Below are 22,162 nucleotides of genomic sequence, written 5' to 3'. Positions count from 1 at the left end.
GTCAAAACCCATTACATGGTCTGAGTGAAGGTACGGGTAATAACATCCTGCTGCTGTTCTTTAGTCAGGGAGTTAAAACGTACTGCGTAACCAGATACACGAATGGTCAGCTGCGGATATTTTTCCGGATGTTCCATCGCGTCCAGCAGCATTTCACGGTTCATCACGTTCACGTTCAGGTGCTGACCGCCTTCAATGGAAGACTCGTGATGGAAGTAACCATCCATCAGGCCTGCCAGGTTGGTCTTACGAACTTCGTCGTCTTTACCCAGTGCGTTCGGAACGATAGAGAAGGTGTAAGAAATACCATCTTTAGCGTAAGCAAACGGCAGTTTTGCAACGGAGGTCAGAGAGGCAACAGCACCTTTCTGGTCACGGCCGTGCATTGGGTTAGCACCCGGTCCGAACGGCGCGCCAGCACGACGACCATCTGGGGTGTTACCGGTTTTCTTACCATACACAACGTTAGAAGTGATGGTCAGAACAGACTGAGTCGGGATAGCGTTACGGTAAGTAGTCAGTTTCTGAATTTTCTTCATGAAACGTTCTACCAGGTCAACCGCCATGTCATCAACACGAGAGTCGTTGTTACCAAACTGCGGGTATTCGCCTTCGATGTCGAAGTCAATAGCCAGGCCGTCTTCGTCACGAATCGGTTTAACTTTCGCATATTTGATTGCAGACAGGGAGTCAGCAGCAACGGACAGACCAGCGATACCACACGCCATGGTGCGGATAACGTCACGGTCGTGCAGCGCCATCAGAGAGGCTTCGTAGCTGTACTTGTCGTGCATGTAGTGGATAACGTTCAGCGCGGTGACATACTGCTTAGCCAGCCAGTCCATGAAGTGATCCATGCGGTCCATCACTTCGTCGAAGTTCAGAACGTCGCCTTTGATTGGTTCAGATTTCGGACCAACCTGGATTTTCAGTTTTTCATCAACGCCGCCGTTGATTGCGTACAGCATGGTTTTCGCCAGGTTTGCACGCGCACCGAAGAACTGCATTTGTTTACCAACAACCATCGGGCTTACGCAGCAAGCGATAGCGTAATCGTCGTTGTTGAAGTCCGGACGCATCAGGTCATCGTTCTCGTACTGCAGAGAAGAGGTGTCGATAGACACTTTAGCGGCGAATTTTTTGAAGTTCAGAGGCAGTTTTTCAGACCACAGAACGGTGATGTTCGGCTCCGGAGAAGGACCCATGGTGTACAGGGTGTTCAGGAAGCGGAAGCTGTTTTTGGTTACCAGAGTACGGCCGTCAACGCCCATACCACCGATAGATTCAGTTGCCCAAATCGGGTCGCCAGAGAACAGTTCATCATATTCAGGAGTACGCAGGAAACGAACCATACGCAGTTTCATGACCAGGTGGTCAATCATTTCCTGAGCGTCTTGCTCGGTGATTTTGCCTGCTTTGATATCACGTTCGATGTAAGCATCCAGGAAGGTGGATACGCGACCGAAGGACATTGCTGCACCGTTCTGAGACTTAACAGCGGCCAGGTAGCCGAAGTAGGTCCACTGGATAGCTTCCTGAGCGTTGGTAGCCGGACCAGAGATATCGCAACCGTATTTCGCTGCCATTTCTTTGATCTGACCCAGTGCGCGGTGCTGTTCAGCGATTTCTTCACGCAGACGGATAGTTGCTTCCAGGTTTACGCCGTTTTCCAGATCGGACTGCAGAGAGACGAACTGAGCGTATTTGTCTTTCATCAGGAAGTCGATACCGTACAGCGCAACGCGACGGTAGTCACCGATGATACGGCCACGGCCATACGCATCCGGCAGACCAGTCAGAACGCCAGACTTACGGCAGTTCAGAATGTCTTTGGTGTAAACATCGAATACGCCCTGGTTGTGGGTTTTGCGGTATTCGGTGAAGATTTTTTTCAGCATCGGGTCCAGTTCGCGATCATACGCTTTACAGGAACTTTCAACCATTTTGATGCCGCCAAACGGGATGATCGCACGTTTCAGCGGAGCTTCAGTCTGCAGACCAACAATTTTCTCGAGCGCTTTGTTGATGTAACCTGCGTCGTGAGAAGTGATGGTGGATGCAACGGAGGTGTCAAAGTCAACAGGCGCGTGAGTGCGGTTTTCCTGTTTAACGCCTTCCATCACGCTGTCCCACAGAGCCGTGGTCGCATCGGTCGCGCCAGCCAGGAAGGACTCGTCACCCTCATACGGAGTGTAGTTTTTCTGAATGAAGTCACGGACGTTTACTTCATTCTGCCAGTCACCTTTGGTAAAACCTTCCCAGGCTGTGGCTAACTTTTCATTAAGCTCGGACATGTAACACCTACCTTCTTAAGTGGATTTTTTATTTACTGCGTATAACAAACATCAAAGGACTAATGATGATCGTCGCCACGCAGGTAAATGACCCAGTATGTCAACCCGACCAACAAACCGCCGCCGATAATGTTACCGATCGTAACCGGAATCAGGTTATCGGTGATGAAATTCATCACGGTCAGGTGAGTAAAATTCTCCGGAGCAGAACCGACAGCGGCCCAAAATTCCGGTGTTGCGAAGTCGCGGATTACAATACCCAGAGGGATCATAAACATGTTTGCGATACTGTGCTCAAAGCCGCTGGCGACAAACATCGCGACGGGTAATACCATGATGAACGCTTTGTCCATCAGGCTGCGACCTGAGTAGCTCATCCACACGGCCAGGCAAACCATCAGGTTAGCAAGAATTCCGAGGCAGACAGCTTCGACAAAAGTATGGTGCACTTTGTGGTCGGCGGTTTGCAAAACGTTGAGTCCCCATGCGCCATTGGCGGTCATATACTCGCCAGATAGCCACATAAGTAATACGAACAGCAATGCGCCGATCAGGTTGCCAACATAAACATTTAGCCAATTTTTGGCCAGTTGGCCCCAGGTGATACGGCCACTGGCTTTGGCGACGACGATCAATACGGTTGAAGTAAAGAGGTCTGCGCCGCAAATAACACAAAGAATCAGCCCCAGAGAGAAGCAGATACCCCCCACCAATTTAGCCATACCGAACGGCATCGTTCCGGTACCGGTTGTGGCGGTAATATAGAAAACAAAGGCGATTGAGATGAATACACCGGCAGTAATCGCCAGATAGAAAGTCTTTAGCGGATGTTTCGTTGCTTTATAGACACCTGCTTCTTCGGCCACTTTGGCCATTGCAGCAGGGAGTAAAAGATCAAAAGGGTTGTCAGCTTTCACACTAACTCTCTCTTTATTAAGTCGGCGACGAGATACTAACAAAGCATTATAGATGAGAATTTGATATAGATCATATCTCACCTGGCTTATAGGCCCTCAAGTCGCATGGTTTTTGCACGATTGTGATGTAATTTGTTGATTTATAAAATAAAAATAAATTTTAAAAGTTATAATGTGAGTTGAATTTTTTCTTTGAACCTCTGAAAATGCAGTTAATTAAAATGGAGTAATTGGTATGTACAGCAACACTTACGCATTATTTTATGTAATATCAACTACCAATATTTAACCTTGTTATTACATTTATTTTTGATAATTCAAAAATAAGTAAAACGGGGCACTAAAAGCGCCCCGTAATATAGCTCAACCGAGTGTTTAAGCCTACTTAGCGTAAGCTATTCGGTTTTATTTTGACCACCAGAGGGCTTTTGCACGTTGCAGTTTCTCATAGGCCTTCAGCAAAGACTGGTGCGATGGGAAAGCCAGTAAGTCGCCGTCAACTGCCTGTAGTCCATAAAACGCCGATTCGCCGCTTAATGCTGCGCTTGCCGCTTCAACGGCTTCTGCGCCATACATGCGAACAAAGGCATTCAGATATTGCAACGGTTCACGGTCGTCTTCCTGCGCCAGCAGCAGTAGTGTTTGCAGGCAACGGTAGTAGTTCGTGCGTTCAGCGCTGAAGACGGAGGCGTTAAATTCCATCGTCCATTCGGTCCAGATCAGCGCCTGTTCAAGGTCGCCGCCTGCTAACGCCAGCATCGCTTTTAGCTCGCCAATGCGCAGCGTATACCAGCCGTTATCCGGCCCGGTTGCCAGTCCCAGCAGTTCGCGTACGCGAGTAAAGTCGTCAAAACCTTCTTCATCGAGTTGTTCGATCAGATTCAGGTAGGCTTCTTTTTCCCACTCGCTGCCAGGCAGAGCAAGGATCGTTTCGCGCAGATGGCTACCCATGCTGTTATTGGCTAACCACAGATCTTCGGCTGGGTAGATATCAGACATACCCGGCACAATAATACGGCAGGCATATACGCCCAGGTGCTCATAATCGGCGATGTACACTTCTTTATCTTCAGCATTGAAGATAGCCATCAGGGTAGCGAACTCTTCTTCAGTGGTGCCGGAGAAATTCCAGTCAATGAAGGGATAATCAGCATTCTGCTTAAACAGATCCCAGGAGATCAGACCGCTGGAATCGATGAAGTGAGTTTCGAGATTAGTGTGTTCAGCCACTTCTTCGTCATCAAAGGTTGGCGGGGTGAAGACATCCAGATCCTTCAGACCACGGCCCTGCAGCAATTCGGTGACCGTGCGCTCCAGCGCCACGCCAAAATCCGGATGTGCGCCGAAGGAAGCAAAGCAAGTTCCGTTGGCCGGGTTGAACAATACAACACAGATCACCGGGTACTGACCGCCCAGTGAACCGTCGTAAGCGAAAATGGGGAAACCTTCAGCTTCCAGTTTCGCGATGGACTCCACCACTGCCGGATAACGCGCCAGGACATCGGCAGGGATTTCCGGCAGGCTGATGCTTTCAGCAATAATGCGGTTCTTCACATAACGTTCGAAGACTTCAGACAATCCCTGTACGCGCGCTTCATTAGGTGTGTTACCGGCCGACATCCCGTTAGAGACATACAGGTTGCCGATAATATTCATCGGAATATACACGGTCTTGTTATCAGACTGGCGGGTAAATGGCAGACCGCAGACGCCACGCTCTTCGTTACCGGACTGCAGGTCAATCAGCATGCTTCCGGTCAATTCATTTTCCGGATCGTAGAACGCGCGCAGACGCGCATCCAGCAGACCTTCAGGCATGTCGTCATCTTCGGTTAATGGAAACCATTTTTCGTTCGGGTAATGTACAAACGGACCATTGGCAATGGTTTCACCGAGCCAGAAATCAGCAAAGAAATAGTTAGTCGACAGACGCTCAAAATATTCGCCCAGCGCGGAGGCCAGTGCCGCTTTTTTTGTCGCGCCCTTACCGTTGGTGAAGCACAGTGCGCACTCTTTGTCGCGAATGTGTACAGACCAGACGTTTGGTACCGGATTCAGCCAGGAAGCCTCTTCAATATGGAAACCAAGGTCGAGCAGTTTTTGCTGGAAGCGAGCGATGGAATCTTCCAGGGCAGCGTCTTTGCCAGGGATAAATGTTTGCGTCATGAAAATCACTTTTGTCGTACGGAAAGCGCGCAATGATACGGGTTTTAAAGGCATGGCGCTATCATCACCAGTTCTTCGGCGTAAATAAAAGTATTGACTATGCTTTTACAAAACTCCCCCACGCAAAGGCATAAAAATGAAGGCGTTCGATTGGCAACGTATGGCGCTGGATAACGTGCCGCTGGCGTTTCTGGGTGAAGTCGCGCTGCGAAGTTTCTATACCTTTGTTCTGGTTTTCCTTTTTTTGAAAATGACTGGCCGCCGTGGCGTACGGCAGATGTCGCTGTTTGAAGTGTTGATCATTTTGACGCTGGGGTCGGCTGCCGGGGATGTCGCGTTTTATGATGATGTTCCGCTGCTCCCGGTGTTGGTCGTTTTTCTCTCGTTGGCCTTGCTTTATCGGCTGGTCATGTGGCTGATGGCGCACAGCGAGAAACTGGAAGATATGCTGGAAGGCAAGCCTGTGGTGATCATTGAAGACGGCGAACTGGCCTGGTCGAAGCTCGGGCGGGCGAACATGACCGAATTTGAGTTCTTTATGGAGCTGCGTCTAAATGGCGTTGAACAACTGGGGCAGGTGAAACTCGCTATCCTGGAAACCAATGGACAAATTAGCGTCTATTTTTTGCCGACGAAGAGGTGAAGTCTGGACTCAGTATTTTGCCTAAGCAGTGTACGCAGCGATTTCGTGTCGTTCCGGAGGCGGGGGACTACGCCTGTGTGCGTTGCAGCGAAGTGGTCGCGATGAAAGCCGGTGAGAATCAATTATGTCCACGCTGTGCAAATCCAGAATGGTCGAAGGCAAGTCAGGCAAAACGCATCACCTGACAGCCAAATTATCGGTTTTACCCCGGTAAACCGACAGATTCTGTTGTGTGATGTATTGCACATTTTTGCTCCGGTCAGTTTTACCCATTGCGGCGCGTGCCACTGAAATGATAAAACCGATATCCACAGGAATAACATATATCCAATGTCTGTCGTTCTGCTGTTCGCAACCGACGGGATGTTGAGTTGATAACAATACAACGTGGTGAGGGGAAATGGCTCAGGTCTTCAATTTTAGTTCAGGTCCGGCAATGCTACCGGCAGACGTGCTTAAACTGGCGCAACAAGATCTCTGTGACTGGCAGGGTCTTGGCACATCAGTAATGGAAATTAGCCACCGCGGCAAAGAGTTCATCCAGGTCGCAGAGGAAGCAGAGAAAGATTTTCGCGATCTCCTCACTATCCCCTCTAACTACAAAGTCTTGTTCTGTCATGGTGGTGGTCGTGGACAGTTTGCCGCTGTTCCGCTCAATATTCTGGGTGATAAAACGACGGCAGATTATGTTGATGCCGGATACTGGGCCGCCAGCGCCATTAAAGAAGCCAAAAAATACTGCGCCCCTCATGTGATTGACGCCAAAATCACCGTTGACGGTCTGCGTGCGGTTAAGCCAATGAGCGAATGGCAGCTGTCCGATAATGCAGCCTATTTGCACTACTGTCCGAACGAAACCATCGACGGCATCGCGATCGATGAAACGCCGAATTTTTCGTCTGATGTGGTCGTGACCGCCGATCTCTCTTCTACTATTCTCTCCACGCCGTTGGATGTTTCCCGTTATGGGGTGATTTACGCGGGGGCGCAGAAAAATATCGGTCCTGCAGGTCTGACGATTGTTATCGTTCGTGAAGATTTACTGGGCAAAGCGCATACATCCTGTCCGTCAATCCTTGACTACAGCGTGCTGAACGAGAACGACTCAATGTTCAATACGCCACCGACTTTCGCCTGGTATCTCTCTGGCCTGGTCTTTAAATGGCTGAAAGAGCAGGGTGGCGTGGCTGCGATGGATAAAATCAATCAGCAAAAAGCAGATCTGCTGTATGGCGTGATTGATAGTAGTGATTTCTATCGTAATGATGTGGCGAAATCTAACCGCTCCCGCATGAACGTGCCGTTCCAGTTGGCAGATAGTGCGCTGGATAAACTCTTCCTGGAAGAGTCATTTGCCGCAGGTTTGCATGCGCTGAAAGGTCACCGTGTGGTGGGAGGAATGCGTGCCTCTATCTATAACGCAATGCCGCTTGAAGGCGTTAAAGCGCTGACCGATTTTATGATCGATTTCGAGCGCCGCCGCGGCTAATGTGCTGTACTTTTTCATCCCCACAGCTTGTCTGTGGGGTTTTTATTTCCGTTTTTGAGAGTTGAGTTTCATGGAATCCCTGACGTTACAACCCATCGCGCGGGTCGATGGCACCATTAATCTGCCTGGCTCCAAAAGTGTGTCAAACCGCGCTTTGTTATTGGCGGCGTTAGCACACGGCACAACTGTTTTGACTAACCTGCTGGACAGCGATGACGTTCGCCATATGCTTAATGCGCTGAATGTGTTGGGGATTGATTACACCCTTTCTGCCGATCGTACCCGTTGCGAGATCAACGGCAACAGTGGTGTGTTACAGGCGGACGGATCGGTGGAACTGTTCCTCGGCAATGCGGGAACCGCCATGCGCCCACTGGCGGCAGCGTTGTGCCTGGGGATGAACGATATCGTGCTGACGGGTGAACCGCGCATGAAAGAACGTCCAATTGGACACCTCGTGGATGCCTTGCGTCAGGGCGGGGCGAATATCGAGTACCTGGAACAGGAAAACTATCCGCCGTTACGTCTTCGCGGTGGATTTACCGGTGGGCAGGTTGAGGTCGACGGCAGTGTTTCCAGCCAGTTTCTCACCGCATTGTTGATGACCGCGCCGCTGGCTGCGCAAGATTCGACGATTGTGATCAAAGGTGAGCTGGTGTCGAAACCGTATATCGATATCACGCTGAATATGATGAAAACGTTTGGCGTTGAGATTGAGAACCAGAATTACCAGCGTTTTGTCGTCAAGGGGAGGCAGCAGTATCAGTCTCCGGGCGGGTATCTTGTCGAAGGCGATGCTTCTTCTGCCTCGTATTTTCTGGCGGCTGGTGCCATTAAAGGCGGTACGGTGAAAGTGACCGGTATTGGCCGTAACAGCATGCAGGGCGATATTCGCTTTGCCGATGTGCTGGAAAAAATGGGCGCAACAGTAACCTGGGGCGACGATTTTATTGCCTGCACACGTGGTGAATTAAATGCCATTGATATGGACATGAACCATATCCCGGATGCGGCAATGACCATTGCAACAGCCGCATTGTTCGCGAAAGGCACGACGACGCTGCGTAATATCTATAACTGGCGTGTGAAAGAGACCGATCGCTTATTTGCCATGGCGACCGAACTGCGTAAGGTGGGGGCTGAAGTGGAAGAAGGGCACGATTTCATTCGCATCACGCCGCCTGCTCAATTACAGTTTGCCGAGATTGGAACGTACAACGATCACCGCATGGCGATGTGCTTCTCGCTGGTGGCGTTGTCTGATACGCCAGTGACGATCCTCGATCCGAAATGCACCGCCAAAACCTTTCCTGACTATTTCGAGCAACTGGCGCGAATGAGTACGCTTGCTTAATCTGAATGATTAGCGATGAACGCCGACCTTGAGTCGGCGTTTTTTTTCGGACTTTCTGGTCGCTCGCGACAATGTTAATCTCCGCGTGTATTTGTAACTCATTAATATTTCTATTAATTATGTTTAATCAACGGATGATTCACATGAATAATGCAAAGCTACTGCTGGCACTGGCCGTTTCCGCTACGCTGCTGAGCGGCTGTCAGAATACACACGGTATCGACACTAATATGGCGGTCAGTTCTGGGTTGTCTGCCTACAAAGCAGCGACGCTGACGGATGCTGATGCTAAAGCGATCGCGAACCAGGGTTGTCAGGAACTGGATAGCCAAAATCAAATGGCCAGCTCGTCCAGCAAATACAGCAAACGCTTAGCCAAAATCGCCAAAGCGCTGGGGAATAGTATCAACGGTACACCGGTTAACTATAAGGTTTACATGACCAGCGATGTTAACGCCTGGGCGATGGCAAACGGCTGCGTACGCGTCTATAGCGGCCTGATGGACATGATGAACGACAACGAAATCGAAGGCGTTCTGGGTCACGAACTGGGTCACGTCGCGCTGGGGCACTCGCTGGCAGAAATGAAAGCATCTTACGCTATCGTTGCCGCACGCGACGCTATCTCCGCCACCAGCGGCGTCGCGGCTCAGCTTTCTCAATCTCAGCTTGGCGATATCGCTGCAGGGGCTATCAATGCCAAATACTCGCGTGATAAAGAGTCGGAAGCGGATGATTTCTCTTACGATCTGATGAAAAAACGCGGTATCAGCACGCAAGGGTTAGTTGGCAGCTTTGATAAGCTGGCAACCATGGATGCGGGTCACGCTAAATCGATGTTCGATTCTCACCCGCCATCAGCTGAGCGTGCGCAGCATATTCGTGACCGTATCGCCGCGGATAAAAAGTAAAAGTTTGTCATCTTCCGGGCTGATACCCTCTCAGCCCGCTATAATTGCGTAATTATTCTGCATTCCATCTCCTGTTATCCGTAATTTGCAAGCAATACTCACTTTCCGTCGTACAGACGCGTATAATGCGCGGCGTTCACGTTAACGGTATGCCTTATAGGAGATAAAGATGACAGCAATTGCCCCGGTAATTACCATTGATGGCCCAAGCGGTGCAGGTAAAGGCACCTTGTGCAAGGCAATGGCGGAAGCATTGCAGTGGCATCTGTTGGACTCTGGTGCGATTTATCGTGTACTGGCGTTGGCAGCGTTACATCACCATGTCGATGTAACCTCTGAAGACGCGCTGGTGCCACTGGCGTCTCATCTGGATGTCCGTTTTGTCTCAACAAACGGCACACTGGAAGTGATACTGGAAGGGGAAGATGTGAGTGGCGAAATACGGACTCAGGACGTCGCCAATGCCGCCTCGCAAGTGGCCGCATTTCCACGCGTTCGCGAAGCGTTATTACGCCGTCAGCGCGCGTTCCGTGAGCTGCCTGGTTTGATCGCTGACGGACGTGATATGGGCACGGTGGTATTCCCTGATGCGCCTGTAAAAATTTTTCTTGACGCCTCTTCTGAAGAACGTGCTCATCGCCGTATGCTACAGTTGCAGGAGAAGGGCTTTAGTGTTAACTTTGACCGCCTTTTGGCCGAGATCAAGGAACGCGACGATCGCGATCGTAATCGTGCTGTAGCACCGCTGGTTCCTGCTGCTGATGCTTTAGTTTTGGATTCTACCCGATTAAGCATTGAGCAAGTGATTGAAAAAGCGCTACAATACGCGCGCCAAAAACTGGCACTCGCTTAAACGCGACCGAATTTGTAGTACCCCCGTTGCAATGGAATGACAGCGGGTATGTTAAACAACCCCATCCGGCATGGAGCCAGGTGGACGTTAAATATGAAACCTGAAGATTAAACATGACTGAATCTTTTGCTCAACTATTTGAAGAATCCTTAAAAGAAATCGAAACCCGCCCGGGTTCCATCGTTCGTGGTGTTGTTGTTGCTATCGACAAAGATATCGTACTGGTTGACGCTGGTCTGAAATCTGAGTCCGCCATTCCGGCAGAGCAATTCAAAAATGCCCAGGGTGAGCTGGAAATCCAGGTTGGTGACGAAGTTGACGTTGCTCTGGATGCAGTAGAAGACGGCTTCGGTGAAACCCTGCTGTCCCGTGAAAAAGCTAAACGTCACGAAGCTTGGATCACGCTGGAAAAAGCTTACGAAGACGCTGAAACTGTAGTCGGTGTTATCAACGGCAAAGTTAAAGGTGGCTTCACTGTTGAGCTGAATGGTATTCGCGCGTTCCTGCCGGGTTCCCTGGTAGACGTTCGTCCGGTTCGCGACACACTGCACTTGGAAGGCAAAGAGCTTGAATTCAAAGTAATCAAGCTGGACCAGAAGCGTAACAACGTTGTTGTTTCTCGTCGTGCCGTTATCGAATCCGAGAACAGCGCAGAACGCGATCAGCTGCTGGAAAACCTGCAGGAAGGCATGGAAGTTAAAGGTATCGTTAAGAACCTCACTGACTACGGTGCATTCGTTGATCTGGGTGGTGTTGACGGCCTGCTGCACATCACCGACATGGCATGGAAACGCGTTAAGCATCCGAGCGAAATCGTAAACGTGGGCGACGAAATCACTGTTAAAGTGCTGAAGTTCGACCGCGAGCGTACCCGTGTATCCCTGGGCCTGAAACAGCTGGGCGAAGATCCGTGGGTAGCTATCGCTAAGCGTTATCCGGAAGGTACCAAACTGACTGGTCGCGTGACCAACCTGACCGACTACGGCTGCTTCGTTGAAATCGAAGAAGGCGTTGAAGGCCTGGTTCACGTTTCCGAAATGGATTGGACCAACAAAAACATCCACCCGTCCAAAGTTGTTAACGTTGGCGATGTAGTGGAAGTTATGGTTCTGGATATCGACGAAGAACGTCGTCGTATCTCCCTGGGTCTGAAGCAGTGCAAAAACAACCCATGGCAGCAGTTCGCGGAAACCCACAACAAGGGCGACCGTGTTGAAGGTAAAATCAAGTCTATCACTGACTTCGGTATCTTCATCGGCCTGGACGGCGGCATCGATGGCCTGGTTCACCTGTCTGACATCTCCTGGAACGTTGCAGGCGAAGAAGCAGTTCGTGAATACAAAAAAGGCGACGAAATCGCAGCAGTTGTTCTGCAGGTTGACGCAGAGCGTGAGCGTATCTCCCTGGGCGTTAAACAGCTCGCAGAAGATCCGTTCAACAACTGGGTTGCACTGAACAAGAAAGGCGCAATCGTAAACGGTAAAGTGACTGCAGTTGACGCTAAAGGCGCAACCGTAGAACTGGCTGATGGCGTTGAAGGTTACCTGCGCGCTTCTGAAGCTTCCCGTGACCGCGTTGAAGATGCAACTCTGGTTCTGAGCGTTGGCGACGATGTTGAAGCTAAATTCACCGGCGTTGATCGTAAAAACCGTGCAATCAGCCTGTCTGTTCGTGCAAAAGACGAAGCTGATGAGAAAGATGCAATCGCAACTGTTAACAAACAGGAAGATGCAAACTTCTCTAACAACGCAATGGCTGAAGCTTTCAAAGCAGCTAAAGGCGAGTAATTCTCTTAATCTTCGGTTTTTTTCATCCTGAAGAATCACGAGTTTACTTGACAGATTGCGGGATTCGTCCTGTAATCAAGCACTAAGGGCGGCTACGGCCGCCCTTAATCAATGTAGCGACAGCAACAGCTAATTTTGCCTTTAAGGAACCGGAGGAATCATGACCAAGTCAGAATTGATTGAAAGACTTGCAACCCAGCAATCTCATATTCCCGCGAAAGCGGTTGAAGATGCAGTGAAAGAGATGCTGGAGCATATGGCCTCGACTCTTGCGCAGGGCGAGCGTATTGAAATCCGCGGTTTCGGCAGTTTTTCTTTGCACTACCGCGCACCTCGTACCGGACGTAACCCGAAGACTGGTGACAAAGTGGATCTGGAAGGGAAATATGTCCCACACTTTAAACCGGGTAAAGAACTGCGCGATCGCGCCAATATTTACGGTTAAGTTTTGCGTTAAAACTTGAGCCAGAAAAAAGCACCGTTGAGGTGCTTTTTTCGTTTCTGAAATCCCGTCAAATACGGGGAACTGGAATCCCCTTCGCATTTGTATTTATGCGTTTCAACTGCTACGTGAAAACAGCGGAACCCTTGCTGTAAATTGTCAAACCGCCACCGGACAACCACACCACAAAACGGCACACTTTCTCTAACAGGGAGGTGTCTATGAAAATAACAATAGTGAGCGCATGCGCATTGGCAGGCATTCTTCCTCTGTTGCTATTACCCACACTACCGGATACGAAGTATCTCGCTATGTTGTTCCTTCTGGCGTGTGTGTTCTGTTTTATTCCCCAGCGATGGGCGCGTTATGTCGCACTGATCATGCTCTTCTTTCTGTGGGGGATATTCGCGGCAAAACAGACTCTCTGGCCGGGAAACACATTGCCTGGAGCAACGCAACAGGCTGTAGTACGAATAACGGCGACAGACCATATGATGACGCATTATGGGCAAATTACACATGTGCAAGGGAAGCGACTATTTCCTGCGGTGGGCATCGTTTTAAACGATCAGTATTTGCCGGGCAGCGTGTGCGCCGGTCAACAGTGGGCGATGGCGCTAAAGATACGTGCGGTACATGGTCAACTGAATGACGGAGGGTTCGATAGCCAACGTTATGCGCTGGCCCAACATCAGCCCCTGACGGGACGTTTTTTGCAGGCAAGTGTGATTGACTCCCGGTGCAGCTTACGCGCTCGTTACTTGTCTTCTCTCACGACGGCGCTGGCAAACTATCCCTGGCGGCAGGTTATTCTGGGGCTGGGGCTGGGGATGGGGGAGCGTTTGTCGGTGCCGCGTGAGGTGACAGACCTCATGCGGGATACTGGCACAACACATCTGATGGCGATTTCCGGGCTGCATATTGCCTTTGCAGCGTTGCTCGCAGGGGGAATCATTCGATGTGTGCAGTTTGTTTTCCCGGCGGAGTGGATACGCTGGCCGGTTCCTCTTATTGGTGGGATAGGCAGCGCTCTGTTTTATGCCTGGCTTACGGGATTGCAACCCCCCGCGTTACGGACAGTCATCGCTTTGAGTGCATGGGGAGCACTTAAATTAAGCGGACGGCAATGGAGTGGATGGGAAGTCTGGCTTTGTTGTCTGGCGGCGATTGTTATTGCTGATCCTGTTGCCATTCTGTCGCAGAGTTTGTGGTTATCGGCATTGGCGGTTGCCGCACTTCTATTTTGGTATCAATGGGGGCCAGCTCCAGTCTGTTTGGTATCACGCGCGGGACGTTTGATATGGAGTCTTATCCATCTGCAGCTAGGTATTACGGTGTTGCTCTTACCCATGCAAATTGCGATTTTTCATGGCATCAGTGTGACCGCATTTCTGGCAAATCTGTTTGCTGTACCACTGGTGACATTTATTTCTGTCCCGCTCATTCTGGCAGGTATGGTGGTACACCTGACGGGACCACTCCTCATTGAAGAGGGGGGCTGGTATCTGGCAGATCGTTCACTGGCGCTCTTGTTTTGGTTACTCAGGAATTTACCGGAAGGCTGGATCAGTATCGATAAGCGGTGGCAATGGCTGGCATTGTCTCCCTGGTTAATAATTATTGTCTGGCGATTTGCTGTCTGGCGTACCTGGTCTGGGGTCTGCCTGGCAGGGACGATTTTAGTCAGTTGGCCCGTATGGCGTACTGAGCCCAAAGATGAATGGCAGGTTCACATGCTGGATGTCGGGCAGGGGTTGGCGATGGTTATTGCCCGCAATGGTAAGGCCATTCTCTATGATACCGGACGGGCCTGGCCGGAGGATGACAGCGGGCAGCAACTGATCATTCCCTGGCTACGCTGGCATAACCTGAAACCTGAAGGCATTATTCTCAGCCACGAACATCTGGATCATCGCGGTGGATTGCGCTCATTGCAGAAAGCCTGGCCAACGCTTTGGATAAGAAGTCCGTTAGGATGGGAAGGGCATCAGCCCTGTTTTCGGGCAGAGCAGTGGAAATGGCAAGGACTGACCTTTCGTGCGCACTGGCCGGTCAAAGGTAATAAAGATCTCGGGAATAACCGTTCCTGCGTCGTCAAAGTCGATGATGGTAAGTACAGTGTTCTGTTGACGGGGGACATTGAATCCGGCGCAGAACAAAAAATGCTAAGTCATTATTGGCGACATTTACAGGCGACATTTATTCAGGTTCCGCATCATGGCAGCAATACGTCATCGTCGCTGGCATTAATTCAACGTGTTGATGGTCAGGGGGCGCTGGCTTCAGCATCGCGTTACAATGCCTGGCGGCTGCCTTCATGGACAGTCAGGCAGCGTTACCGGCAACAGGGATATCAATGGCTGGATACGCCGCATCAGGGGCAGATTTCGCTTATCTTTTCCTCGCAAGGTTGGCAAGTACGCAGCCTGCGAGAGCAAATTTTACCTCGTTGGTATCATCAGTGGTTTGGCGTGTCAGAGGATAACGGGTAGAATATGCGGCTATTTCAACAAATGCTGGTTTTTTGAATGCATAACGATAAAGATCTCTCTACGTGGCAGACATTCCGCCGACTGTGGCCCACTATTGCGCCGTTCAAATTAGGTCTGATCGTGGCGGGGGTAGCGTTAATCCTTAACGCAGCTAGCGATACCTTCATGTTATCGCTCCTGAAGCCGTTACTGGATGAAGGTTTTGGTAAAACAGACCGTTCGGTGTTGCTTTGGATGCCATTAGTGGTTATTGGTCTGATGATATTACGTGGCATCACCAGCTATATCTCCAGCTACTGTCTTTCGTGGGTATCAGGTAAAGTCGTGATGACCATGCGTCGTCGCCTGTTCGGTCATATGATGGGGATGCCCGTCTCTTTTTTTGATAAGCAGTCGACAGGCACTTTGCTCTCTCGTATTACCTATGACTCAGAGCAGGTCGCATCTTCCTCTTCCGGGGCACTGATCACCGTTGTGCGCGAAGGGGCCTCGATTATTGGTCTGTTTGTCTTGATGTTTTACTACAGCTGGCAACTGTCGATCATTCTGATCGTACTGGCGCCGGTTGTCTCAATTGCGATTCGCGTAGTTTCTAAGCGTTTTCGTAGCATCAGTAAAAACATGCAGAACACGATGGGGCTGGTCACGACCAGTGCTGAGCAGATGCTGAAAGGCCACAAAGAAGTGTTAATTTTTGGTGGTCAGGAAGTCGAAACCAAACGTTTTGACAAAGTCAGCAATAAAATGCGTATGCAGGGTATGAAGATGGTTTCGGCTTCTGCTATCTCTGACCCCATCATCCAGCTGATTGCGTCTTTGGCGCTGGCCTTTGTCCTGTATGCGGCAAGTTTCCCGAGCGTAATGGAAAATCTGACCGCTGGGACGATCACCGTTGTCTTCTCGTCCATGATTGCACTGATGCGCCCGCTGAAGTCACTGACCAACGTCAATGCGCAGTTCCAGCGTGGGATGGCAGCTTGCCAGACCCTGTTTGCGATTCTGGACAGCGAGCAAGAGAAAGACGAAGGCAAACGTGTTATTGAGCGTGCGAGCGGCGATCTGGAATTCCGTAACGTGACCTTTACCTATCCAGGACGTGAAGTGCCTGCGCTGCGCAATATCAACCTGAAGATTCCGGCAGGTAAGACCGTGGCGTTAGTTGGGCGTTCAGGTTCAGGAAAATCGACGATCGCCAGCCTGATCACCCGTTTTTATGACATTGATGAAGGTCATATCCTGATGGACGGGCATGACCTGCGCGAATATACGCTGGCATCCTTGCGTAATCAGGTTGCTCTGGTTTCGCAGAACGTACATCTTTTTAACGATACCGTCGCCAACAACATTGCCTACGCACGTAATGAACAGTACACCCGCGAGCAGATAGAAGAGGCTGCACGTATGGCGTATGCGATGGACTTTATCAATAAAATGGATAATGGTCTGGACACGATCATTGGTGAGAACGGCGTCCTGCTGTCTGGCGGTCAGCGTCAGCGTATTGCGATTGCGCGTGCTCTGCTGCGCGACAGTCCGATTCTGATTCTGGATGAAGCCACTTCCGCACTGGATACCGAGTCGGAACGTGCGATCCAGGCTGCGCTGGACGAACTACAGAAAAACCGTACATCGCTGGTGATAGCCCACCGTCTCTCCACCATTGAACAGGCTGATGAGATTGTAGTGGTGGAAGACGGGCTGATTGTTGAGCGTGGAACCCATACTGAGCTGCTGGAACATCGTGGTGTCTATGCTCAGTTGCACAAAATGCAATTCGGTCAATGATCGCACGAATCTGGTCCGGTGAGTCGCCCTTGTGGCGACTGTTACTCCCGCTTTCCTGGCTATACGGTCTGGTGAGTGGGGGTATCCGCTTGTGCTACAGGCTGGGATTGAAACAATCCTGGCGTGCTCCAGTGCCGGTCGTTGTCGTGGGGAATCTGACGGCGGGCGGCAATGGTAAAACGCCTGTCGTAATCTGGCTGGTTGAACAACTCCAACAACGCGGTATTCGCGTGGGAGTGGTTTCACGTGGTTACGGTGGAAAGGCGTCATCCTATCCGTTACTCCTGGCGCATGAGACCACGACAGCAGAAGCGGGCGATGAACCGGTACTGATCTTTCAACGTACTGGCGCGCCCGTTGCCGTTTCGCCAGTCCGCTGCGATGCGGTGAAAGCCATTCTGGCTGATCATGATGTGCAAATTATTGTGACGGATGATGGGCTACAACATTACCGTCTGGCGCGAGATGTTGAAATTGTGGTGGTTGACGGGGTTCGTCGATTTGGCAATGGTTGGTGGCTACCGGCAGGCCCGATGCGCGAACGCGCGGGGCGGCTTAAATCGGTGGATGCGGTTATTGTTAATGGCGGTGTTGCTGAACCGGGTGAAATTCCTATGCATCTGGAACCCGGTCAGGCTGTTAATTTGCGTACCGGTGAGCGTTGTAACGTGGCACAACTGCGTAATATCGTGGCTATGGCGGGCATCGGTCATCCTCCCCGTTTCTTTGCGACGCTCTCAGCATGCGGCGCGCACCCGCAAAAATGTGTCGCGCTGGCAGATCATCAGTCGCTCAGTTATGGTGATGTCAACGCATTGCTCACCGAAGGCCAGACGCTGGTGATGACGGAAAAAGATGCCGTTAAATGCCGCTCGTTTGCCGACGATAACTGGTGGTATTTGCCCGTTGATGCTCAGCTATCTGGTGATGCACCAGACGCCTTGCTTAAGCAACTCACTTCGCTGGTTCGTTAGCTGATCAGGCTGCGGCGGCGAACGATTTATGGAGTGATAAATGTCGTTGCCGCAACTCTCTCTTACCGATGCTCGTCACCTTCACCTTGCAGCCCAGGGGCTGTTAAAGAAATCACGCCGTCGCGCGCAGCCCGGCGATATTCTCGCCACCATTTCGCGCATGTCACTGCTGCAAATCGATACCATCAACATTGTCGCGCGTAGCCCATATCTGGTGCTATTCAGCCGCCTTGGGAACTATCCGCCGCAGTGGCTGGATGACGCATTATTGCGCGGTGAGTTGATGGAGTACTGGGCGCATGAGGCCTGTTTCCTGCCGCGTAGCGACTTTACGCTCATACGCCACCGAATGCTGTCGCCAGAGAACATGGGCTGGAAGTATAAAGCGGCCTGGATGAAAGAACATGCTCATGAAATCGAGCAACTGATGCAGCATATTCATCACAACGGCCCGGTACGCTCTGCGGATTTTGAACATCCACGCAAAGGGGCCAACGGCTGGTGGGCGTGGAAGCCCCATAAACGTCATCTTGAAGGGCTGTTTACTGCGGGAAAAGTGATGGTCGTGGAGCGTCGCAACTTTCAGAGGGTATATGATGTGACTCAACGCGTCATGCCCCACTGGGATGATAAGCGTGACTTACTTTCTCAGGCGCAAGCGGAAATTGCCATGCTTGATAACAGTGCGCGCAGTCTGGGGATATTCCGTGAACAGTGGCTGGCAGACTACTACCGCTTAAAACGTCCCGCGTTGAATGCGTGGCGGGATACGCGCTCAGAGCAGCAGCAGATCATTCCGGTAGAGGTTGAAACATTAGGCACGCTGTGGCTCCATGCAGACCTTCAGCCGTTTCTTGAACAGGCAATAGCGGGCCAATTAACGGCGACGCACAGTGCCGTTTTGTCGCCGTTTGACCCTGTTGTCTGGGACCGAAAACGGGCTGAGCAACTGTTTGATTTCACCTATCGTCTTGAGTGCTACACTCCGGCGTCTAAACGACAATATGGTTATTTTGTCTTGCCGTTGTTGCATCGAGGGGCGTTGGTCGGGCGGATGGATGCCAAAATGCACCGTAAAACGGGGGTGCTGGAAGTCATTGCGCTGTACCTACAAGAAGGGACCAGGCCCGGTGCAACACTGCAAAAAGGTCTGTTTCAGGCGATTAGCGATTTTGCGCGTTGGCAACAGGCAAGTCGCGTGACGTTGGGCTTGTGTCCCCAGGGGGTGTTTAGTGATTGCCGCCAGGGCTGGGAAATAGACGCAGAGGTATAGACGATTATGATAATATTTACAGATTCACAATCCGGTCCATCTGGAGGAACTATGGATCATCGTCTGCTCGAAATCATTGCCTGCCCGGTATGTAACGGCAAACTCTGGTACAACCAGGAAAAACAAGAACTGATTTGCAAACTGGATAACCTTGCTTTCCCATTACGCGATGGTATTCCGGTATTACTGGAAACCGAAGCCCGTCCTTTGACCTCCGACGAGAGCAAATCATGAGTTTTGTGGTCATTATTCCTGCCCGTTTTGCATCGACACGCTTGCCTGGTAAACCATTGCTGGATATCAACGGCAAGCCGATGATTGTGCATGTACTGGAACGTGCGCGTGAATCCGGTGCCGATCGCATTATCGTGGCGACCGATCATGAAGATGTGGCGCGTGCGGTAGAGGCGGCTGGCGGTGAAGTGTGCATGACCCGCGCCGATCATCAGTCGGGTACGGAGCGACTGGCGGAAGTCGTGGAAAAATGCGGATTCAGCGATGATACCGTCATTGTGAACGTACAAGGCGATGAGCCGATGATCCCGGCGGTGATTATTCGCCAGGTCGCGGATAACCTGGCGCAGCGTCAGGTTGGTATGGCAACGCTGGCGGTGCCGATTCACAGTGCGGAGGAGGCATTCAATCCAAACGCAGTGAAAGTGGTGCTGGATGCTGAAGGTTACGCGCTTTACTTCTCTCGCGCGACGATCCCCTGGGATCGCGACCGTTTTGCAGATAGCCGTGAGACTATTGGCGATACCTTGCTGCGTCATTTGGGGATCTATGGGTATCGTGCTGGATTTATTCGCCGCTATGTGAACTGGCAGCCAAGCCCTCTCGAACATATTGAGATGCTGGAGCAGCTTCGTGTGTTGTGGTACGGCGAAAAAATCCATGTTGCCGTCGCTAAAGAAGTTCCCGGTACTGGCGTGGATACTGCCGAAGACCTTGAGCGCGTTCGCGCTGAAATGCGTTAAGCTTCAATACTGACACCCCTCTCAGTTATGAGAGGGGTGTCGTACCGTTACGATTTTCCTCCACTTTTCTTTTCATCAATTGATCTCATCAGGGTGACATCTGTCCATACGACGCTCATTATGAAAGCAGTAGCGTTTATGAGGGCAATCTGAAATGGAACAGCTGCGAGCCGAACTGAGTCATTTACTGGGTGAAAAACTCAGCCGTATAGAGTGCGTGAATGAAAAAGTAGATACGGCGTTGTGGTCACTGTATGACAGCCAGGGAAAACCGATGCCGCTCATGGCGAGAAGTTTCACCACACCGGGGATGGCGCAACAGTTGGCGTGGAAAACGACCATGCTGGCGCGTAGCGGTACGGTGCGTATGCCGGTCATTTACGGCGTCATGACCCATGAAGAGCATCCCGGTCCTGATATTTTACTGCTGGAAAGGATGCGTGGCGTACCCGTAGAAGCCCCCGCGCGAACGCCTGAACGGTGGGAACATTTAAAAGACCAGATTGTTGAAGGTTTGCTTTCCTGGCATCGTCAGGATAGCCGTGGCTGTGTGGGCGCGGTGGATAACACGCAGGAAAATATCTGGCCTTCCTGGTACCGTCAGCGTGTTGAAGTGTTATGGAGCACGTTAAACCAGTTCAACAATACGGGCTTAACGATGCATGACAAGCGCATTCTGTTCCGTACCCGCGAATGCCTGCCCGCGTTGTTTGAAGGATTTAACGACAATTGCGTACTGATTCACGGCAATTTTAGTTTGCGCAGTATGCTTAAAGATGCCCGCAACGATCAGCTTCTGGCGATGGTGGGGCCTGGTGTGATGCTGTGGGCGCCACGGGAATACGAGTTATTTCGCTTGATGGACAACGCACTGGCGGAAGGATTGCTCTGGCATTACCTGCAACGCGCGCCAGTCGCAGAATCCTTTATCTGGCGGCGTTGGCTCTATGTGTTGTGGGACGAGGTTGCGCAACTGGTCAATACAGGGCGTTTTAACCGCGCTAACTTTGATCTGGCAACCAAATCACTCTTGCCCTGGCTCGCCTGACGATCCTTTGAGCCACTGCCAGACTCGCCCTAATGTTTCATATCCGACGCGATCGCTGTGCATCAACCAGACGGGAGAAGGGATCGCGCGTTCCCACGGATTGAGTGGCGAATCAATCGCCAGCTGATTTGCCGGGGCCGGGAGCGGGTGAAGCCCCGCCTGCTGGAAGAAAATCATCGCGCGCGGTAAATGCGACGCAGAGGTGACCAGCAGGAACGGCGCGTCGCCGATAGCCTGTTTAACGGCAGCCGCTTCTTCTTCAGTGTCTTTGGGGGTATCCAGCGTGATGATATCGCTTAGCGGCACGCCGAGTGACTGTGCGACTCTGGCTCCGGCTTCAGCGGTACTGACATTATTCGTTTTTGCTCTTGCGCCGGTAAAAATCAGTTTTGCACCCGGATTGGCCAGCCAAAGCCGTACGCCTTCATTGAGACGCGGCAGACTGTTGCTGATCAAGTTGGAACTTGGCGCCCACTGCGGGTTCCAGGTATAACCGCCGCCCAGCACCACGACATACTCAACTTTTTGTCTGTTTTGCCAGGTGGGATACTGGTCTTCAAGCGGTTTCAGTAAGCGATCGGCGACCGGTTGCAGGCTTAACAGCAGCAATGCGAGCCAGCCCAGACTCAGACACACCTTTCCGGTTTTTTGAAAGCGACTAAACCACACCAGAGCCAGCCCCACCCCCATGATCAAGAGCATGAGCGGAAGCGGAAGCATCATACCGCCAATCACTTTCTTCAGAGTAAAAAGCATC

The 22,162-nt window shown here is 51.2% G+C and carries 17 protein-coding genes and 1 pseudogene; 14 read left to right on the top strand and 4 right to left on the bottom strand.

What is annotated here, in order from left to right:
• Positions 1-11: 11 nt before the first annotated feature.
• The 3 genes from pflB to ycaO all read right to left on the bottom strand — a co-directional run bounded on the left by pflB (position 12) and on the right by ycaO (position 5,377).
• The gene (gene pflB / locus CJP72_RS06500; protein ID WP_162380069.1) at positions 12-2,294 is read right to left on the bottom strand and encodes a formate C-acetyltransferase; all 2,283 of its coding nucleotides are present in this window, start codon (positions 2,292-2,294) and stop codon (positions 12-14) included.
• 59 nt (positions 2,295-2,353) lie between these two features.
• Positions 2,354-3,211 carry a formate transporter FocA gene (gene focA, locus CJP72_RS06495; protein ID WP_162380068.1) on the bottom strand — a complete coding sequence of 286 codons (858 nt, stop codon included), beginning with the start codon at positions 3,209-3,211 and terminating at the stop codon, positions 2,354-2,356.
• Positions 3,212-3,616: 405 nt separating this feature from the next.
• Complete coding sequence (ycaO, locus tag CJP72_RS06490) at positions 3,617-5,377, bottom strand: 30S ribosomal protein S12 methylthiotransferase accessory factor YcaO (RefSeq protein WP_162380067.1); 1,761 nt, start codon at positions 5,375-5,377, stop codon at positions 3,617-3,619.
• A 136-nt stretch (positions 5,378-5,513) separates the two neighbouring features.
• Between ycaO and CJP72_RS06485 the strand changes: the two are divergent.
• The 14 genes and pseudogenes from CJP72_RS06485 (at position 5,514) to CJP72_RS06420 (ending at position 21,405) form a co-directional block, all read left to right on the top strand.
• Positions 5,514-6,205 (top strand): annotated as a pseudogene (locus CJP72_RS06485) (DUF421 domain-containing protein).
• Between the two features lie 215 nt (positions 6,206-6,420).
• Complete coding sequence (gene serC, locus CJP72_RS06480) at positions 6,421-7,509, top strand: 3-phosphoserine/phosphohydroxythreonine transaminase (RefSeq protein ID WP_162380066.1); 1,089 nt, start codon at positions 6,421-6,423, stop codon at positions 7,507-7,509.
• 70 nt (positions 7,510-7,579) lie between these two features.
• Positions 7,580-8,863: a 3-phosphoshikimate 1-carboxyvinyltransferase gene (aroA, locus tag CJP72_RS06475; RefSeq protein ID WP_162380065.1), complete on the top strand. Its 1,284-nt coding sequence runs from the start codon at positions 7,580-7,582 to the stop codon at positions 8,861-8,863.
• 143 nt (positions 8,864-9,006) lie between these two features.
• Positions 9,007-9,774: a metalloprotease LoiP gene (gene loiP / locus CJP72_RS06470; protein WP_162380064.1), complete on the top strand. Its 768-nt coding sequence runs from the start codon at positions 9,007-9,009 to the stop codon at positions 9,772-9,774.
• Between the two features lie 169 nt (positions 9,775-9,943).
• Positions 9,944-10,627 carry a (d)CMP kinase gene (gene cmk / locus CJP72_RS06465; protein WP_162380063.1) on the top strand — a complete coding sequence of 228 codons (684 nt, stop codon included), beginning with the start codon at positions 9,944-9,946 and terminating at the stop codon, positions 10,625-10,627.
• 113 nt (positions 10,628-10,740) lie between these two features.
• Positions 10,741-12,414 carry a 30S ribosomal protein S1 gene (gene rpsA / locus CJP72_RS06460; RefSeq protein WP_162380062.1) on the top strand — a complete coding sequence of 558 codons (1,674 nt, stop codon included), beginning with the start codon at positions 10,741-10,743 and terminating at the stop codon, positions 12,412-12,414.
• 160 nt (positions 12,415-12,574) lie between these two features.
• Complete coding sequence (ihfB, locus tag CJP72_RS06455; RefSeq protein WP_002463068.1) at positions 12,575-12,859, top strand: integration host factor subunit beta; 285 nt, start codon at positions 12,575-12,577, stop codon at positions 12,857-12,859.
• Between the two features lie 218 nt (positions 12,860-13,077).
• Entirely contained in the window at positions 13,078-15,348 is a 2,271-nt protein-coding gene (locus CJP72_RS06450) for a ComEC family protein (RefSeq protein WP_162380061.1), read from the top strand.
• 36 nt (positions 15,349-15,384) lie between these two features.
• Positions 15,385-17,133 carry a lipid A ABC transporter ATP-binding protein/permease MsbA gene (msbA, locus tag CJP72_RS06445; RefSeq protein WP_162380060.1) on the top strand — a complete coding sequence of 583 codons (1,749 nt, stop codon included), beginning with the start codon at positions 15,385-15,387 and terminating at the stop codon, positions 17,131-17,133.
• Positions 17,130-18,107 (top strand): tetraacyldisaccharide 4'-kinase, encoded by a 978-nt coding sequence (gene lpxK / locus CJP72_RS06440; RefSeq protein WP_162380059.1) that lies wholly within the window; start codon positions 17,130-17,132, stop codon positions 18,105-18,107. Before msbA ends, lpxK begins: the two co-directional genes overlap by 4 nt.
• A 40-nt stretch (positions 18,108-18,147) precedes the next feature.
• Entirely contained in the window at positions 18,148-19,380 is a 1,233-nt protein-coding gene (locus tag CJP72_RS06435; protein WP_162380058.1) for a winged helix-turn-helix domain-containing protein, read from the top strand.
• 51 nt (positions 19,381-19,431) lie between these two features.
• On the top strand, positions 19,432-19,614 hold the full coding sequence (ycaR, locus tag CJP72_RS06430; RefSeq protein ID WP_162380057.1) for a protein YcaR: 183 nt from the start codon (positions 19,432-19,434) through the stop codon (positions 19,612-19,614).
• A complete protein-coding gene (gene kdsB, locus CJP72_RS06425; RefSeq protein ID WP_162380056.1) occupies positions 19,611-20,357 on the top strand; it encodes a 3-deoxy-manno-octulosonate cytidylyltransferase in 747 nt (248 codons plus the stop codon). The genes ycaR and kdsB overlap by 4 nt, the downstream gene beginning before the upstream one ends.
• A 154-nt stretch (positions 20,358-20,511) precedes the next feature.
• A complete protein-coding gene (locus tag CJP72_RS06420) occupies positions 20,512-21,405 on the top strand; it encodes a YcbJ family phosphotransferase (protein WP_162380055.1) in 894 nt (297 codons plus the stop codon).
• Here the strand turns inward: CJP72_RS06420 and elyC are convergent.
• Entirely contained in the window at positions 21,382-22,161 is a 780-nt protein-coding gene (elyC, locus tag CJP72_RS06415) for an envelope biogenesis factor ElyC (protein ID WP_162380054.1), read from the bottom strand. The genes CJP72_RS06420 and elyC overlap by 24 nt on opposite strands.
• Position 22,162 lies beyond the last annotated feature (1 nt).

This window comes from Citrobacter sp. NCU1, assembly GCF_010231475.1.
In the GTDB taxonomy this organism is placed as follows: Bacteria; Pseudomonadota; Gammaproteobacteria; order Enterobacterales; family Enterobacteriaceae; genus Citrobacter_D.
This window is presented reverse-complemented; position numbering and strand designations above follow the sequence as displayed.